The sequence below is a fragment of the Mongoliitalea daihaiensis genome, from assembly GCF_021596945.1.
Lineage (GTDB): Bacteria > Bacteroidota > Bacteroidia > Cytophagales > Cyclobacteriaceae > Mongoliitalea > Mongoliitalea daihaiensis.
In genome coordinates this window covers 1729110-1745173 of the sequence record NZ_CP063779.1, presented here as the reverse complement: position 1 = coordinate 1745173, position 16064 = coordinate 1729110, and the positions used below count along the sequence as shown (strand labels likewise).

Here is a 16064-nt window from a genome sequence, read left to right as displayed (position 1 = left end):
TCTGATTTTATTGAGTAAGTTAAGAAATTGATACAAATAAAATCTACCGTTTTCTCATAATTGATTTTGTTTTGGTTATACACATGGTCTCAGGAGGCTTTAAATGTATGGTAACCAATTCAGTTTACATGAAAAAATGTGCAAATTTTTAGGTTAGAATTTTTGAACACTTTAAATGAGGAAAAAATGATTCTGATAAATTAGTTTTATGCTAACACAACATCAAATAGAAATCATCAAAAATGTCACCAAGAAAGCCGAACCTACCCTAGTAGGCGTATTCGGATCGTATGCGCGTGGCGAAGAAAATGTACATAATGACATGGATATTTTGATTGATTTTGAACAACCTTTGGATTTATTGGAACTCATTGGCCTAGAACAAGAACTTTCAGAAGAATTAGGTATAAAAGTTGACCTTTTAACACCTCGATCTATCCATCAATTACTACAACCATATATTCAAAAAAACTTTATAAAAATCATTTAGGCTTTAGTTAATAAATACCTTATGTTTACGTTTATAACCTAAGCCAAAAAAATTATGAAGAAATCCTTATTCCTATCACTTCTTTTAACCCTTAGCTTTTTTTCTTTTGCCCAAGAATCCTCCAACATCCATGTTGGTATCTACCATAGTGGAGTGATTGGACAGGTTGGTATAGGTTCCAATATTGAAAATAAAAACTTTGGAGAGTTACGATTCACAGCATCAGAACTTATAAATTTTCCATTCACAATTGAAGGCTACTTTAATCGGAATTTGAAACAAAGTGAATGGTATAACCTTCATGCAGGCTTGATGTTAGGTTATAGCTTTGATGATTGGATTAGGTTTGGCGTACCCTTAGGGATGACATTCAAACCGATCAAAGAGCACCGTCAATTTGCCATTCTTCTAGAAGCAACCCCCAATTATTTCTTTGATGGATTAAATCTAAGAGCTAATATTGGTGTGCGATACAGCTTCAGCAATTAATGAAAAAAACAGTACTCGTCCTTTTCATCTTCGTTTTAGTAACCAACTGCAAAACACTTGAACCTACAACTTTAAGTAAGATCCCTGTTCCTTTAATAATTCCAGAAAAACCAGCTGAAACCGCAGCTATTTCTTCTATTGACCTGTCTTTTGTAGATCAAACTTACAGGGGGTTTGTTCCGGAAGTTATTTCCAAAGACTTCTTTTTAGATTACAACGGCTTTGTATTGGAATTTGATACCCTCACCAAAAATACCAAATGGGTATGCTATCTGCTTTGCAAAGACAATCTAGGCAATGGGGAAGAACGGTCAAGCAATTTTCGAATGGAAAGGAGATTAGGTGACTTTAGTCCTCGAGATGCTGCCTACCGCAATTCGGGATATGACCGAGGTCATTTAGCTCCTGCAGCAGATATGGGCTACAGTGCAGAAAGTATGTATGACAGCTTTTTTCTCACCAATGCCAGTCCCCAAGTCCCTGGTTTTAACAGAGGGATATGGAAAAGATTGGAAGAACAGGTCCGAAAATTTGCTGCTGAAAAAGACAGTCTTTATATAGCCACAGGGCCTGTCCTTCAGGCTAATTTACCATCTATGGGAGATAGCCCTATCCGGGTTCCTGACTATTTTTACAAGGTGATCCTTAAAAAAGACACAGAAAACCCACAAGGAATAGCTTTTATCCTAAAAAATGAAGCTGCCACAGGAGATTTAAAGAGTTTTGCGGTGAGCATTGACTCGGTAGAAGTATTGACTGGCATCAACTTCTTCCCACTCCTCAGCCCCCTACAAGAATCTAAAGCAGAAGGTAAATTTGATTTAAGTTTTTGGTTTGATAATTAACAATATTCGAGATTCCTCGCAAAGGGAGTGGTTCACGCAAAGCCGCCAAATAAGTAATTGCTATTTCTTTCCTGCCAATATCATTTTCGTTTCAAATTATCATGCTGTAAACCTTCTGGCAGCTCCATCGGAGCGACCGACATTTTAGCAACGGGTTTTAACCCGTTGCTAACCAATCATAGAGCTAAGAGCATTTATGTCGGCCGTGCCGATGGGACTTAGGGGTCAACAACGGGACTTTGGCACGGGGGTTGAAACCCTTGGCTAATATGTTGGTCGTCTCTATGAGACTAATGCGGCAATCCTTTCGCAAGAACTGACTGTCTTCAAAGATATATTCCTGTGATTTGGTGTGTTTTCTGACATTCCATGGTAGTGGGTTAAAACCCAACCATATGAATCAAGAGATACTCATGTTTTCCCTAGTTAAAACCTAGGGCAATTGATGGAGTTAACTGACTGATTCTTAATCCCTCTCTTTGGGCACAAATTTTTCAATACCAATTTTTCAGCGTTTTCCGTGAATTCTGCGAGCCTTCTTGTTTCTTGTTTCTTGTTTCTCGCATCTCGCCTCTCGCATCTCGCCTCTCGCTTCTCGCTTCTCGCTTCTCACATCTCGCTTCTAAAAAAAATCCACCCTTCATCCCATTCCTATTGGTCTTATTCTCTTTTGTTTGAATATTTGATAGTAAGAGAGCATCAATTGAATTATCTGTATATGAAAAAATTTGTAATTATCGGGCTAGTATTGCTGAGTCAGGTCGCTTTTGCACAGCGGAAAGCAGCAGCTCCAGTAGTCAAGGAAGCCTTGACCCAAGAGGCCTATGATGAATGGAAAAGCATCACCTTTCGTCAGCTCACCCCCAATGGGCAGCACTTGGTTTATACTTTAAATCCAGAAGATGCTGATGGGAAAGTCCTGTTTCAAAACTTAGGCAGAAACACCGAGGTAGGTGTAGATAGAGCGAGCAATATCTCCTTGACTGCCGATAGTCAACATGTCATTTTCCTGATCAAAGCTCAAAAAGATAGCCTTACCCATTACAGGCGTATCAAAAAGAAAAAAGAAGAAATGCCCAAAGACTCTTTGGGGATTTTCAATTTCCAAACACAACAGGTCAGTAAAATTGCGGACGTCAAATCCTATAAAATTCCATCCAAAGCAGGCGGATGGTTGGCCTATATCTCTGAAAAAATGCCTGAAAATGGAGAAGCTGAGCCAAAGTCAAAAAAGGTCTCCGATGAAAACGGATATACATTGGTATTGGTAAATTTAGCCACGGGCCAAGAACAATTAATTCCTTATGTGAAGGATTACCAGTTTGACGAACAAGGAACCGCACTGCTGTATTACAGTTCGGGTACCGGAGAAAAACAAGCAGGAGTCTATGTGCAAGATCTGGGTTCCCAAACTGCCGACCTTTTGATGGAAGGACACTCGAAATACAAGATCAACTATTTGAGTTTTGACGAGGCAGGTGAGCAGGTAGCCTTTATCGCAGATACAGACACTACCAAAACACTCATCCGCAGTCCTCAACTGATGTATTGGAAAAAAGGTCAGGCCAAAGCTTCCGTGCTGGCAGACGCAACAACTGCCGGTGTACCTTCTAATTGGTTGATTTCCCCAAATTACAATCCTTCTTTCTCCAAAGATGGCAAGCGCTTGTTTTTAGGCACTAACCCACCTCCTGTCGTACAGGACACTACCTTACTTCCAGAAGAAATCGTCCAAGTGGAAGTTTGGCATTGGCAGGATGATTATATCTATACCGAGCAAAATGTCCGCCTTCCAAGAGAGCGAAGAAAAAGCTTCTTAGCTGTCATGGATCTGTCTACCAAAAAATTGACCCAATTGGCTTCCGAAGAAATCTCGGAGATCAGACTGGATGAGGAGGGCAAAGCTGCTTTTGCTTTGGGTATCGATGACCGAGCCTACCGAATGCTTAGAACCTGGGACATTTCCTCTTTCAATGATCTGTACTTAGTGAACATAAATGATGGAAGCGCTAAGCAGATCGCACAAAAAATCAAAGGAAATGCCCGCCTTTCTCCAGATGCAGGCTTTGTATATTGGTATAGCAGTCCAGATAGTTCTTGGTACACCTACCATGTGAATAGTGGTAAAACAACCAATCTGACCAAGGGATTGCCAGTTATCTTCAGCGATGAATTGAATGACTCGCCAGAGTATCCATCAAGCTATAATTTGGCAGGTTGGACTGTAAATGAAGAGAGCATCTTGATTTACGACCGCTATGATATCTGGAAATTTGATCCACTTGGCAATCAAGCACCTGAGAGGCTGACCAACAATGGACGTGAAAATCAATTGGTCTATCGCTACGAAAAATTGGACGATGAAGAACGATTCATTGATCTGAGTAAAGCACTGACGCTTTCGCTATTTGATGAAAAAAATAAAGACGCCGGCTTCGCTACCTTAACACCTGGAAGCACTACACCTCAGCAACTGGTAAAAACAGGACATCGATATAACTTGCTAGCGAAAGCAAAAGAATCGGATGTCATGCTCTACACCAAAGAGAATTTTCAGGAATTCCCTGACTTACATGTGGCAGAAGCCAACTTTGCAAAAGCCAGAAAAGTAACCACTGCCAACCCTCAGCAGAGCAAGTATCGTTGGGGAACAGCCGAATTGGTGAAATGGCTTTCTTTGGACAATATCGAGCTGGAAGGAATCTTGTACAAGCCAGAAAACTTTGACCCGAATAAGAAATACCCCATGGTCGTGTTCTACTATGAGCGGTTTTCCAACACCTTGCATAACCACCACAAGCCAGAACCAATCCGTTCGGCGGTACACCGCACCATGTATGTCAGCAACGACTATTTGGTATTTGTCCCGGATGTAGTGTACAAAATCGGTTTCCCAGGTGAAAGTGCCTTGAATGCCATCCTGCCGGGTGTTACCAGTTTGATTCAACAAGGATTTGTAGATCCTAAAAAAGTTGGTTTGCAAGGGCACAGCTGGTCTGGCTATCAGACGGCTTACATTTTGACCAAATCCAATATGTTTGCAGCTGCAGAAGCTGGTGCAATCGTGGCGAATATGACCAGTGCGTATGGGGGTATTCGTTGGGAAACAGGTTTGGCTAGAGCATTTCAATATGAAAAAACTCAAACTAGACTAGGCGTAAGTATTTGGGAAAATCCAACCCGCTATATTGAAAACTCTCCCTTGTTTTATGCCGACAAAATTGAGACCCCCCTCTTACTCATGCACAATGATGCCGACGGCCATGTTCCGTGGTACCAAGGCATAGAAATGTATGTAGCCATGCGTAGATTGAATAAGCCAACATGGATGTTGAACTACAACGGTGAACCACATTGGCCGGTCAAGAGACAAAACCGAATCGACTTCCAAAAGCGCATGATGCAGTTCTTTGACCATTACCTCAAAGATGCTCCGATGCCTTCTTGGATGGTACGAGGAGTGCCTGCTATTGAAAAAGGAATTCTACAAGGATACGAGCTGATAGAAAGCAACGATAACTAAGCATAAGTTGCTTGCAAGTGTAAAAACCGATTATTCCAGAAATGGGTTAATCGGTTTTTTTATGCGCGTGAAAATCGGTAAGTTGAGACGTCAATCATCAATAGCTGTATGCTTCGGAAATTCATAACCCTACTAGTGGGTGCATGCCTGTATAGCTTTTTAGGCATCTCCCAAATCATGCCCTCCCCTGATCGCAAAGAAGGGGAAGGCCCATATAAGCGCTTAATCCTGCGCTCTGTGATCATGATTGATGGTACGGGCGCACCACCTATTGGGCCCGTAGATATTGTAGTAGAGCAAAACCGCATTACAGGCATACATGTAGTGGGATACCCAGGTCTCCCAATCAAAGAAACTAGACGCCCTCAAGCGAGTCCTGAAGATAAAGTCATGGATTTGGAAGGACACTATTTGTTGCCAGGATTGATAGATATGCATGGACATATCGGAGGTACTGGACAAGGAACACCTGCCGAATACGTTTTTAAACTCTGGATGGCTCATGGCATTACCACCGTGCGAGACCCTGCTGCTAGCAATGGACTTCAATGGGTATTGGATCATAAACGAAAATCTGCCAACAACAGCATCACCGCACCCCGAATTTTAGCATATACCGTGTTAGGGCAAGGCAGTCAAAAACCTATCTCAGATGCAGAGGAAGCGAAAGCATGGGTGAATGAAAATGCTAAAAAAGGTGCCGATGGTATCAAATTTTTCGGAGCTAAACCGGAAGTGATGCAGGCTGCCTTGGAAGAAAACAAACGCTTAGGACTTCGCTCCGCCATGCACCATGCACAGATGGATGTAGCGCGATGGAATGTCCTGCATTCAGCCAGAGCTGGACTGACTACCATGGAGCATTGGTATGGACTTCCCGAAGCCTTATTTGCAGATCGGACTATCCAAGATTATCGATTGGATTACAATTACCAAAATGAACAACACCGCTTTGCTGAAGCTGGAAAACTCTGGAAGCAGGCCGCTCCCCCCTATTCCGAGCATTGGAACAAGGTAATGCAGGAACTCTTGGACTTGGATTTTACCTTAGACCCTACCTTCAACATTTACGAAGCCAATCGGGACCTGATGCGTGCCCGACGGGCAGAATGGCATGAAGAATATACCCTTCCATCCCTATGGAGATTTTATCAGCCGAGCAGGGAATCTCACGGTTCCTACTGGTTTGATTGGACCACGGAGGAGGAAATCCAATGGAAAGAAAATTACCGACTCTGGATGACTTTCGTCAATGAATACAAAAACAGAGGTGGAAGAGTGACCGCAGGATCCGATTCAGGATTTATCTATCAATTATACGGCTTTGCCTTTATCCGAGAACTCGAGTTATTGAGAGAAGCTGGTTTTCACCCCTTGGAAGTTATCCGATCGGCAACCATGCATGCAGCAGAAGCCTTAGGTCTGGAAAAGGATTTGGGAACGGTGGAAGTAGGCAAATTGGCTGATTTTGTCATCTTGAAAGAAAATCCCTTACAAAATATCAAAGTTCTCTATGGTACTGGAGCTATCCGAATCGATGAAACTAATGAACCTATTCGCGTAGGAGGCGTAAAATATACCGTCAAAGACGGAATCGTCTACGATGCCAAACAACTCCTTGAAGATGCCCGTACAATAGTCCAACAGCATAAAGCTCGGGAAGAAAGCAGGAAACTAAAACAACCCGGGTTGGATTGGGAGTGAAATTTGGAATTAGGAATGTGGAATGCGTGTACCAAGTACCATGTACAAAGTACCAAGTAAGGACTCGGGCAAGAGAAGCGAGATGCTAGACATTAGACCATAGACTCGGGGCGTGTAAGGAACCAGCGATTTTATTACATAAAATAGAATGACTGTACGCTGTTCGAGATTTGAAATCTCGAATTAGAGATAATGAGAATTTGTAATCCTCTTAGGGGATTGAAGTATTAATGGAGAATAAAATTTCAACTGATGAATATCAAACGCCGAATAATGTACTTTGGACTAACGATAAATATTGATTCAGCTAATAAAAAAGAATAATCGTATTTCAACCACAATCTAACCGTGGACAGTCGACAGTAGACCGTCGACCCCCCATTATAGCTACTCACTGTTCACTACCGACTGCTCACTTAAACACTACCCCCCATGCCATACATACAACTCAACAATACCAAACTATTCTACATCAAAGAGGGAGAAGGAAAAGAAGTCATTGTTTTTTCACATGGGCTCTTGTGGAGTCAAAAAATGTTTCGTTCACAGGTAGAAGCATTGAAGAAAATCTACACTGTCATCGCATATGATCATCGAGGACAAGGACAATCGGAAGTAAGTACTGGTGACTATGATATGGATTTGTTGACCCAAGATGCCTTGGAACTGATTGACAAGGCAGCATGCCAACCGGTACATTTTGTGGGGCTGTCTATGGGTGGGTTTGTAGGTATGCGCTTAGCTGCACGCTATCCTGATAAAGTGAAAAGTTTGGTTTTACTGGAGACTTCTGCCAATCCTGAACCAGTGGAAAATCTCCCCAAATACAAGTTCTTAAATGGTATTGTAAAATATGTAGGGGTAGTATCATTCGTAGCTAAGAAAGTCATGCCCATCATGTTTGCTCAGAGTTGGCTGGAAAACCCAAAAAATAAGAAAGAATATAATTTTTGGATTAAAGAATTACAGTCAAATAAAAAAAGCATCACTAAATCTGTAGAAGCAGTTATTTACCGAAAAGGAGTTGAAGAAGAAATTCGTAACATTCAGTGTCCGACTATGGTAGTTGTAGGTGATGAAGATGCCGCTACCAAACCAGAAAAAGCTAAATTCATTCAAATGTCTATTCCAAATGCTGTGTTGCATATGGTTCCTGGGGCAGGACACTCCTCTTGTATAGAAAAACCCGATGAAATCAATAAACTGATTTTGGAGTGGCTAGAGGAACGGCACTAAGCTGGAAAGTTGATTTTTAGGACCACTCTTACTTTCCCCCAACCCCTCCTTTACCATAAAAAAACCAGGAACCAAACCAAGTTGGTGAGCTTATCAAACCATCTGGAGAAGTTTTAATTTAAAATCTCACTACTCTCAAGAAGAATATATTCGATTTTTATTATATTGATTTTCAATACATTACAATTTTTATCAAAATTTTATGAGTTGAATTTGAACAATTCAGATACAATTGATGTATATACATTGAATTCAATTGTAAGTATAAACACATGAGATTAGAAGAGGCAATCAAACAAAAAGAGTTTAAGGACCCTTACAACAAGGCCGTTGTGAACTTATTGTTTACGCATGGACATATCGTAGCCAAGCAAAGTACCTTATTCAAACCTTTTGGTTTATCACCAGAGCAATACAATGTTTTACGAATTCTCCGAGGTCAACATGGGAACCCGATCACTGTTTCATCAATTCAAGATCGTATGTTGAATAAAATGTCCAATGCTAGTAGATTGGTAGAAAAGCTGAAGCAAAAAGGACTGGTTGTTAGAGAAGAATGTCCCACGGATAGAAGACAAGTGGATATTATCATTACAGACAAAGGCTTGGAGGTCCTTGGAGCATTAGAAAACGCAATTTATTCCCTTAACAGAGAATTGGTACAACTCGATGAGCAAGAAATCCATACTCTTAATACACTCTTAGATAAATTACGAGGATAAAAAAATTTCCCCTTTCAAATGTATAGACATTAAATGTATAAAAACATAATAAACCAACACATATAAACACAAACACAATGAGCACTTTAACAAAATGGGCAATTGACCCAACTCACTCGGAAGTATCTTTCAAAGTTAAACACTTAGTGATTTCAACTGTAACTGGCTATTTCAAGACTTTTGAAGGCGGCGCTGAGACCACTTCTGAAAGCGACTTTAACGGAGCTACTGTTTCTTTCTCTGCTGATATCAACAGCATAGACACCAATCAATCTGACAGAGACAATCACTTAAAATCTGCTGATTTCTTCGATGCTGAGAATTTCCCAAAACTATCTTTCACTGGAACAGTAAACGGTGACAAATTAGTAGGTGAATTAACCATGAGAGGTACTACCAAGCAAGTAACGATGGATGTTGATTTCGGCGGTATTGCAGGTGATCCTTATGGCAACACCAAGGCAGGATTTGAGATCGAAGGCAAAGTTTCTAGAAAAGAATTCGGTTTAACTTGGAATGCAGTGACAGAAGCTGGCAGCGTGGTTGTCTCTGACCAAGTGAGAATTATCTTAAGTGTGCAATTGGTAAAACAATAAGCATAACAACTCTAGAGAGAGCATAAGCTACTTTGTATATGCTCTCTCTTCCAAACTTAACCAACTATTACCACATTACTCATTCCTTCTATATCATGGCACTTATCACAGGAATTCATCATATCACAGCCATTGCAGGAAATGCCCAGGCAAATGTAGATTTCTATACAGGTATCCTCGGACTACGAATGGTTAAAAAAACCATCAATTTCGATGCTCCTGATGTTTATCACTTCTACTTTGGCGACAAACTAGGAGCACCTGGCACCGTATTTACAACATTTCCTTTCCAAGGTGCGAGACCTGGAAAAAAAGGTACAGGAGAGATGACCTATACCGCATTTTCAATTCCTACCCAATCTTTAGACTATTGGATTGATCGGCTTAGAACATACGATGTAGTGATTTCTGACGTATTGACACGATTTGGTGATCAACTGATCCGGTTTGAAGATCATGATGGAATGGGGATTGAGTTAATTGCCAATGATCGAGACAGCCGCGCAGGTTGGACCTATGGCAACATTCCACCCAAACATGCAATACGAGGCTTTTTCGGTGCCACACTTAATTTGAAGGCTAAAGAGCTGACTGAGCAACTGCTCACCAAACACATGGATTATCGCTTGATTGGTGAGGAAAATGGTAGATTCCGCTATGGAACCAAAGGGGAGCCAGGGGATATCGTAGACATTGTGCTGGATAAAAATGGTAGACAGGGAATCCAAAGTGCTGGAACTGTGCACCACATTGCTTTCCGTACTGCCAATCATGAGACGCAAACTGAAATTCAGAACATCCTATGGAATAATGGCTACCAAGTAACTGAAATCAAAGACAGAAACTACTTCCGATCTATTTACTTCAGAGAACCAGGAGGAGTATTATTTGAAATTGCTACGGATGAACCAGGTTTTGCCATTGATGAAGAAGAAGCGCATTTAGGTGAGTTATTGAAACTTCCAGAGTGGGCAGAACCACACCGTGAAAAAATTGAAAAGAATTTGGCACCCATTGCACTAAACCCCTTAAAATATGTCTAGAATCTACCAAGAAGGTAAAGAATTAGAAGCTGCAACAAAAGTAGCCATTATGATCCATGGAAGAGGGGGAACAGCTCAAAGTATTCTGAGCTTGAGCCAAGTTTTAAACTTGGATGACTTCGCATTACTTGCCCCTCAGGCTCCTGGGAACACATGGTATCCTTTCAGCTTTATGGCACCTGACCCGAGCAATGAACCTTCGTTTTCTCAATCCTTGCAAATCATTCATACGCTTATACAAGAATTAGAAAGTAAAGGCTTTACTTCCGAGCAACTTTATTTGATTGGATTTTCACAGGGCGCTTGTTTAGTTTTAGAATATGCTACACAGCATGCTAAAAAATATGGGGCAGTTATTGCCTTTACAGGAGGCTTGATCGGTGAACAAATTCGTCCAGAAAAATATTCAGGAAACTTTAACGGTACACAAGTGTTTATAGGATCAGGCTTCAAAGATCCCCACGTTCCTCTTTCAAGAATTGAAGAATCAACGGATCTAATGAAAGCAGCAGGTGCAAATGTCACTACCTTGATTTTCGAAGATCACGACCACACCGTCCGTCAGGAAGAGATGGATTGGGTGAATGAAAATATATTCATATAAATTACCCGAAGAGAGGTTGCTAGTCCCCATGCCCCAAATAACTTGTTTGGGGCTTTTTTATTTCCCTCCTGCCAACAAATACAGCACCGCCATACGAATTGCAACCCCATTTTCAACTTGCTGAAGGATGATGGATTGCCCACTATCAGCAGCATCAGAGCTTAACTCGACACCCCGATTGATAGGACCTGGATGCATGACGACGATTTCTTTGTCCAAACTTTCTAACATCCGCTTGTTGATACCAAAGTAGAGGGAATATTCCCTCAGGGAAGGGAAATACTTGATTTGTTGACGCTCCAGCTGAATCCGCAATACATTGGCTACGTCACACCACTGCAACGCCTTCATAACATCCTGCTCTACCTTCACGCCCAAGCTTTCGATATGCTTCGGAATCAGTGTAATCGGTCCACAAACCATCACCTCTGCTCCCAATTTTTGCAAACAGAAAATATTGGAAAGTGCGACTCGACTGTGCAGGATATCCCCGATAATAGCCACTTTTTTACCTGCCACATCTCCCAATTTTTCACGAATGGAGAATGCATCCAACAAGGCCTGTGTAGGGTGTTCATGTGTCCCGTCCCCTGCATTCACGATATTGGCTTGGATATGCTTGGATAGAAAATGAGGAGCTCCTACACTCGCATGCCGCATCACCACCATATCCACTTTCATGGATAAAATATTATTGACCGTATCGATAAGCGTCTCCCCTTTTTTGACAGAGGAATTGGAGGATGAAAAATTGATTACATCCGCAGAAAGTCGTTTTTCGGCTAACTCAAAAGATAAGCGCGTTCGGGTGGAGTTTTCAAAAAAGATATTGGCAATAGTAATATCTCTCAGAGAAGGCACCTTTTTAATAGGCCTATTGAGCACTTCCTTGAAATTATCTGCAGTTTGGAAAATCAATTCAATATCCGCGGCAGTGATGTTTTTAATTCCAAGTAAGTGTCGAGTGCTGAGTTGTGACATGGGGTGTATTAGGCTTTTTCAGTAATCCAAATAGCGTCTTGATCGAAGCCTTTTTCTCTCCATTCTACGGAGACATATTGGCTTTCGAGGGTATTAACTTTGATGCCGCAGTAATCAGGCATAATCGGATAATCTCGGGTATATTTTCGATCCACGAGGACCATCAATTCCACTTTGGCAGGACGGCCAAATGCGATCATCGCATCCAATGCAGCCCTAACAGAGCGTCCCTTGTACAATACATCATCAATGAGAATGACTTTTTTTCCTTCAATCAAAAAATCGATTTTAGTCTCATTCGCCTTTAGCGGGAAATCTCTTCTTCTGAAATCGTCCCTGTGAAAAGTTGCATCCAAATACCCGTAAGGAACATCGACATGAGCGATTTCTTTAAGTAAAGCAACCAATTGCTCCAACACCACAATACCCCTAGGTTGCAGCCCCAACAATACCGTATTCTCAAAATCATCGTGGTTTTCCATCAATTGATGGCAAAATCTCTTCAAAACAATGGAGATTTGTTGCTGATCGAGGACGAGTCTTTTTTGCATGGCAAGGCTTTGCTTGCAAATATAGGAATAAGATAAAGATTGAAAGTACAGATATAACATTTTTAAAAAATCATCTTGCAAAACGTATACTTTCCACCTAATTTGGAAGAACAATCATCAACCCTATCAATGAAAAAGCTCCTTGTCATCTGCTTGGCTATTTTTTCTTTACCTAGCCTCGCACAAGAATCTCTTCCTATCAAATTTCGAAACATTGGTCCTTTCCGTGGCGGACGAAGCGTAGCTGTCTCAGGCGTAGTAGGAGATCCGATCACCTATTACATGGGTACTACCGGCGGTGGGGTATGGAAAACATCGGATGCTGGACAACTTTGGGAGAATATCTCGGATGGGTATTTTAATACTGGTTCCGTAGGCGCTATCGCAGTATCGGCTACTCAGCCCAGAATCGTCTTTGTAGGAATGGGGGAACATGCCCCTCGTGGAGTCATGACCTCCTACGGAGATGGCGTGTATAAATCCCTTGATGCGGGAAAAACCTGGAAAAAAATGGGGTTAGATGCCAGTCAACACATCTCAAGAATCATTATCCATCCTGAAAACCCGGATATAGTCTACGTGGCCGCTCAAGGAGCTCTGCATGCACCCAATTCAGAACGTGGCATTTTTAAGACTACGGATGGTGGAGAAACTTGGGAAAAAATCCTATTTGTAGATGATAAAACAGGGGCCGCGGAGCTTTCCATGGATCCTAATTTTCCAGAAATCCTCTACGCTGCAATGTGGGAACATCAGCGACTTCCTTGGCAGGTTATCAGCGGTGGGCCAGGTAGCGGCCTTTACAAATCCTCAGATGGAGGGAAAACTTGGAAAAAACTACACCAAGGACTTCCCAAAGAAATGGGAAAAGCCGCTATTGCGGTCTCACCTGCCAATTCCCAAAAAGTATATGCTCTAGTCGAAAGTGATACCAATGAAGGACTTGGAGGTTTATTTGTATCAGAAAATGGAGGTGAAAGCTGGAATAAAATCAGCGATGATAATCGCCTGACCCAGCGAGCTTGGTACTACATCGAACTCTTTGCTGACCCTTCCAACGAACACCTGATTTATGTCCTAAGCGCCCCTGCCTTGAAATCCATCGATGGAGGAAAAAGCTGGGAAGTCATGCCTTACGCTCACGGAGATTACCACGATATGTGGATTAACCCAAAAAATCCTAAAAACTTGGTAGTGGCAGATGATGGTGGTGCTGCCATCTCTTTCAATGGAGGTCAGACCTGGTCCAGACAAGACAATATGCCTACTGCTCAAATGTACCGCATCAATACAGACAACCAATTCCCTTACCGTATCTATGGTGGTCAGCAAGACAATACCTCACTTGTCATCAACAGCCTTGCCTTGGGAAGAGGGGGTATTACCCAAGAACACTGGAACTACAGTGCTGGTGGGGAGTCTGCATTTTTGGCATTTGACCCTGATAACCCACGATTAGTGCTAGGAGGAAGCTATCTGGGCACTATTGAAGTCTTGGACATGGTATCCAAGGGATCTACCAACATTATGATTGAACCAATCCAATACTTAGGAAGAGATGCTTCAGATATGAAGTACCGATTCAACTGGAATGCTCCCATCATTTGGTCCCAACATGAACCCAATACCTTTTACCATGCCGCCCAATATGTCCTGAAAACACAAGACATGGGCAATAGTTGGGAAGTCATCAGCCCGGATTTGAGTAAAAATGAAAAAGCAAAGCAGGGCAAAGGCGGCGCTCCCTTCACAAACGAAGCCGTGGGTGCAGAGAATTATGGCACCATTGCTTATTTGATCGAAAGTCCACATGAGGCAGGAGTTTTATGGGCAGGCACTGATGATGGCTTCGTCCAACTCACCAAAGACGGTGGCAAAACATGGGTCAATGTAACTCCCAAAGGATTACAAGAAACCCTGGTAAATGCCATAGAAGTATCCCCTCATGACCCAGCAACAGCATATATTGCCACAACTCGCTACAAATTCAATGATTACAGCCCTTCCTTGTGGAAAACGACTGATTACGGAAAAACTTGGACTAATATCAGCAAAGGAATTCCCTACGGTGCTTTTACTAGAGTAGTCCGGGAAGACACCCAAGTAAAAGGACTTCTTTTTGCTGGAACAGAGACAGGCATATATCTTTCCCGAGATGGAGGTGCTCATTGGTCTTTATTTCAACTAAACCTTCCGATTACCCCCATTACAGACCTAAAAATCGCTCATGATGATCTGGTGGTTGCGACAGCAGGGCGTTCTTATTGGATTTTAGACGATCTGAACGTAGTACGAGAATTGAAGTCAGGTGTAGCCAGCTTGCATTTGTACAGCCCCGATGTTGCTATACATGGCAATTGGTATTCGGCTATGAACAGTAACAGTGCAGACGGCAAAGGCAGCTTGGAAGGTGTCAATCCTGCCAATGGGGTAGTTTTGTATTACCACTTGCCTGAAAATCTTGATACTGAAAAAGAACTTCAGTTGACCATACATGACGGGGATGGAAATCATATTCGAACCTTTAGTTCTATCCCATCAAAAAATTTCAAAAGCTACGATGGTGGCCCCTCTCCCGAACCAACTCTTAGTACTTCCAAAGGAGTCAATAGATTTGTTTGGGACATGCGTTACCCGACAATGCCTGGTATACCAACTGCATTTATTGAGGGTTCTTATAGAGGAAGAAAAGTTGCCCCAGGAACCTACACCATATCCCTCCAACAAGGAAATCAACAAGCTGAAACTCTTGCAAAAATTATCCCTAACCCATTGATGGAAATTGCCGAAGACAATTGGAAAACACATGAACAATGGATGCAAACTATGGAAGCTGACCTTACCCAGATGCATGCGCTGGTCAATGATTTGAAAGCCAAACAGGAAAAGTTAAGCGCATTTTTAAAATCATTGGAAGCGGCTAACCAGCATCAGGAGCTCGCACGGCAAGGAAAAGAACTACTACAACTCATGGTTGAATGGGATGAGGGTATGGTACAGCGCAAATCCAAAGCTTATGACGATGTAGAAAACTTCCCAAATAAATTCACTGCAAATTACCTCTTTCTCATCAACCAAACGGAAGGAAGCATTCCCCAAGTCACAGAAGGAACAAAGAAACGCTACGAAGAACTTCAAGAGGAATGGAAAAAGCTTCACGAGCGGGCAAATGATATTCAGGAAGTAAACATCCCTGCATTTAACATGGCAGCCGCGAATACTGGTTTTGGACTGATCTGGTAGAGAATTTAAATATCAGTGAAATAATGGAGCCGCAGAT

The 16064-nt window shown here is 42.0% G+C and carries 13 protein-coding genes; 11 read left to right on the top strand and 2 right to left on the bottom strand.

The features are described from left to right. The first annotated feature begins 208 nt into the window (after positions 1–208). The 10 genes from IPZ59_RS07400 (at position 209) to IPZ59_RS07355 (ending at position 11252) form a co-directional block, all read left to right on the top strand. Positions 209–490, top strand: a complete 282-nt coding sequence (locus tag IPZ59_RS07400; protein ID WP_236139233.1) for a nucleotidyltransferase family protein — start codon at positions 209–211, stop codon at positions 488–490. Between the two features lie 54 nt (positions 491–544). Beyond that, positions 545–979, top strand: a complete 435-nt coding sequence (locus tag IPZ59_RS07395; RefSeq protein ID WP_236139232.1) for a hypothetical protein — start codon at positions 545–547, stop codon at positions 977–979. After that, complete coding sequence (locus IPZ59_RS07390) at positions 979–1824, top strand: DNA/RNA non-specific endonuclease (protein WP_236139231.1); 846 nt, start codon at positions 979–981, stop codon at positions 1822–1824. Before IPZ59_RS07395 ends, IPZ59_RS07390 begins: the two co-directional genes overlap by 1 nt. A 718-nt stretch (positions 1825–2542) precedes the next feature. Further along, a complete protein-coding gene (locus IPZ59_RS07385; RefSeq protein WP_236139230.1) occupies positions 2543–5347 on the top strand; it encodes a S9 family peptidase in 2805 nt (934 codons plus the stop codon). A 108-nt stretch (positions 5348–5455) separates the two neighbouring features. Then, positions 5456–7051, top strand: coding sequence for an amidohydrolase family protein (locus IPZ59_RS07380; protein WP_236139229.1), 1596 nt, complete (start codon positions 5456–5458; stop codon positions 7049–7051). A 432-nt stretch (positions 7052–7483) separates the two neighbouring features. Next, positions 7484–8287, top strand: a complete 804-nt coding sequence (locus IPZ59_RS07375; RefSeq protein ID WP_236139228.1) for an alpha/beta fold hydrolase — start codon at positions 7484–7486, stop codon at positions 8285–8287. Between the two features lie 272 nt (positions 8288–8559). Beyond that, positions 8560–9009, top strand: a complete 450-nt coding sequence (locus IPZ59_RS07370) for a MarR family winged helix-turn-helix transcriptional regulator (RefSeq protein ID WP_236139227.1) — start codon at positions 8560–8562, stop codon at positions 9007–9009. A gap of 77 nt (positions 9010–9086) precedes the next feature. Beyond that, a complete protein-coding gene (locus tag IPZ59_RS07365) occupies positions 9087–9605 on the top strand; it encodes a YceI family protein (protein ID WP_236139226.1) in 519 nt (172 codons plus the stop codon). A gap of 92 nt (positions 9606–9697) precedes the next feature. Continuing rightward, entirely contained in the window at positions 9698–10648 is a 951-nt protein-coding gene (locus IPZ59_RS07360; RefSeq protein ID WP_236139781.1) for a ring-cleaving dioxygenase, read from the top strand. Beyond that, positions 10641–11252: an alpha/beta hydrolase gene (locus IPZ59_RS07355; protein WP_236139225.1), complete on the top strand. Its 612-nt coding sequence runs from the start codon at positions 10641–10643 to the stop codon at positions 11250–11252. Before IPZ59_RS07360 ends, IPZ59_RS07355 begins: the two co-directional genes overlap by 8 nt. A 57-nt stretch (positions 11253–11309) precedes the next feature. Here the strand turns inward: IPZ59_RS07355 and IPZ59_RS07350 are convergent, their stop codons facing one another. Continuing rightward, positions 11310–12233 carry an aspartate carbamoyltransferase catalytic subunit gene (locus IPZ59_RS07350; protein WP_236139224.1) on the bottom strand — a complete coding sequence of 308 codons (924 nt, stop codon included), beginning with the start codon at positions 12231–12233 and terminating at the stop codon, positions 11310–11312. Between the two features lie 8 nt (positions 12234–12241). Then, the gene (pyrR, locus tag IPZ59_RS07345) at positions 12242–12784 is read right to left on the bottom strand and encodes a bifunctional pyr operon transcriptional regulator/uracil phosphoribosyltransferase PyrR (protein ID WP_236139223.1); all 543 of its coding nucleotides are present in this window, start codon (positions 12782–12784) and stop codon (positions 12242–12244) included. 129 nt (positions 12785–12913) lie between these two features. Here pyrR and IPZ59_RS07340 point away from each other — a divergent pair, with 129 nt between their 5' ends. Then, positions 12914–16027, top strand: coding sequence for a glycosyl hydrolase (locus IPZ59_RS07340; RefSeq protein ID WP_236139222.1), 3114 nt, complete (start codon positions 12914–12916; stop codon positions 16025–16027). The last annotated feature ends 37 nt before the right edge of the window (positions 16028–16064 follow it).